Source organism: Bradyrhizobium sp. MOS002 (assembly GCF_003020115.1).
In the GTDB taxonomy this organism is placed as follows: domain Bacteria; phylum Pseudomonadota; class Alphaproteobacteria; order Rhizobiales; family Xanthobacteraceae; genus Bradyrhizobium.
The window spans coordinates 1-2,477 of the sequence record NZ_PYFX01000063.1; the positions used below are offsets into that span (position 1 = coordinate 1).

1 protein-coding gene and 1 pseudogene are annotated in these 2,477 nt (G+C 61.6%); both read left to right on the forward strand.

Annotated elements, in window-relative coordinates; genetic code table 11:
• Positions 1-112: 112 nt before the first annotated feature.
• A pseudogene (istA, locus tag C7G41_RS36805) lies at positions 113-1,603 on the forward strand (IS21 family transposase); the annotation flags it as partial.
• 8 nt (positions 1,604-1,611) lie between these two features.
• A complete protein-coding gene (istB, locus tag C7G41_RS36810) occupies positions 1,612-2,322 on the forward strand; it encodes an IS21-like element helper ATPase IstB (RefSeq protein ID WP_106947073.1) in 711 nt (236 codons plus the stop codon).
• Positions 2,323-2,477: the final 155 nt, after the last annotated feature.

Consider the following 2,477-nt stretch of genomic DNA (forward strand, 5'->3'; position numbering starts at 1 on the left):
TGTGTTTCGGCATGGAATAAGGACCCCGTTTTCGGGGTGATCGGCATTAAATCGGGACCCCGGGATAAGGGTCCACAGTGGCTTCCATCGAGTCATGGAAGCCGAGGTTGGGATGCTGGTGGTGGAGACGATTGGTAAGATCCGTCGCGCCTACTTTGTTGATGGTCGTCCGATCAAGGCGATCTGCCGAGAACTTGGCGTATCGCGGAAGGTGGTTCGCAAGGTCATTCGTTCTCAAGCGACGGAGTTCCGGTATGAGCGCGAGACGCAGCCGCTCCCGAAGATCGGTGCCTGGAGTGCCGAGCTTGACCGGTTGCTGGCAGGGAATGAGAGCAAGGCAGCACGGGAACGGCTGACGCTGATCCGGCTATTCGAAGAGCTTCGCGGCCTGGGTTATGCCGGCGGCTATGATGCGGTTCGTCGATACGCACGGCGGTGGAGCAAGGAACGCGGGCAATCGACCGCAGCCGCTTATGTCCCGCTGAGCTTTGCACCAGGCGAAGCGTACCAGTTCGACTGGAGCCACGAGGTCGTCCTGCTGAGCGGCACCACGGTGATGGTGAAGGCTGCCCATGTCCGGCTCTGTCACAGCCGTATGCTGTTCGTGCGGGCCTATCCTCGGGAGACGCAGGAGATGGTGTTCGACGCCCACGACCGGGCGTTCGCCCTGTTCAAAGGCACCTGCACCCGCGGCATCTACGACAACATGAAGACCGCCGTAGAGACGATCTTCGTCGGTAAAGGCCGTCTCTACAATCGCCTCTTCCTGCAGATGTGCAGCCACTATCTGGTCGATCCGGTCGCCTGTACGCCAGCGTCCGGCTGGGAGAAGGGGCAGGTCGAGAACCAGGTCGGGTTGGTCCGGGAACGCTTCTTCACGCCGCGGCTGCGGTTCAAAAACCTCGACGAGTTAAACGCCTGGCTGCTCGACAAGTGCATCGCCTACGCCAAGGCTCATCGCCATCCGGAGCTGGCCGATCAGACGATCTGGGACGTGTTCGAAGCCGAACGCCCCAAACTCGTTCCCTATGCCGGCCGCTTCGACGGCTTCCATGCGGTGACGGCATCGGTCTCGAAGACCTGCCTGGTGCGCTTCGACAACAACAAGTACTCGGTCGCAGCCAGCGCAGTCGGACGACCGGTCGAGGTCCAGGCCTATGCCGATCGCATCGTGATCCGTCAGGATGGACGTATCGTTGCCGAGCACCCGCGATCCTTTGGCCGCGGCGATACCGTCTACGACCCCTGGCATTATGTGCCGGTGCTCGCCCGCAAACCCGGCGCCTTGCGCAACGGTGCTCCCTTCAAAGACTGGGTGCTGCCGGCCGCGATCGAGCGGATCCGGCGCAAGTTGGCCAGCACCGACGATGGCAATCGGCAGATGGTCGACATCCTCAACGCGGTGCTGACTGACGGTCTGTCCGCGGTGGAAGCGGCTTGTGCCGAAGCGCTCAGTCACAGCGTCCATTCCGCCGATGTCGTTCTCAATATCCTGGCCCGTCAACGTGAACCCGCCCCACCGGCCAACATCATGACGCCGGCCGCACTGACGCTCCGTCATGCACCGATCGCCGATTGTGCCCGCTACGACAACCTCCGGAGGACCATCTGATGGAACGAACCCAAATCTTCGACCTCATGGGCGAACTCAAGCTCTACGGCATGAAGGCCGCCTTCGACGAGATCATGGCAACTGCCGTCAAGCGCCAGCACGAGCCTCAACGCATTGTCGGCGACCTGCTCAACGCCGAGATCAACGAGAAGCAAGCCAGGTCGATCAAATACCAGCTCACCATTGCCAAGCTGCCGCTCGCCAAGGACATCGCCGACTTCCAGTTCGACGGCACGCCGATCAATCAGACTCTCGTCAATGATCTCGCTGGCGGCGGCTTCATCGCCCAACAACGCAACGTCGTGCTGGTTGGCGGCACCGGTACAGGCAAAACACACCTCGCCATTGCCATCGCCAGAAGTTGCATCCGCGATGGCGCCAGAGGACGCTTCTACAACGTCGTCGACCTCGTCAACCGGCTCGAGACCGAGACCCGCAACGGTCGGCAGGGACGGCTCGCCGAGCATCTGACCCGCATGGACTTCATCGTTCTCGACGAGCTGGGCTATCTGCCATTCGCGCAATCCGGCGGTCAGCTCCTGTTCCATCTCATCAGCCGGCTCTACGAGCGCACCTCCATCATTGTCACCACCAATCTTGCGTTCGGCGAATGGCCGAGCGTGTTCGGCGATGCCAAAATGACCACCGCGCTACTCGACCGATTGACCCATCACTGCGACATCGTCGAAACCGGGAACGACAGCTGGTGATTCAAAAGCCGCGACGATGTTCAAACAACCCGCGCTCGCGCCGTCTCCGCAACCCCGACCAGCTCCGACGACCCGAGCGCTACCAGCAGAGCACGCCGATCAAAGGGGTCCCTTTTGGATGCCGCCAGGGGGTCCCAGTCGAACGCCGATTGACA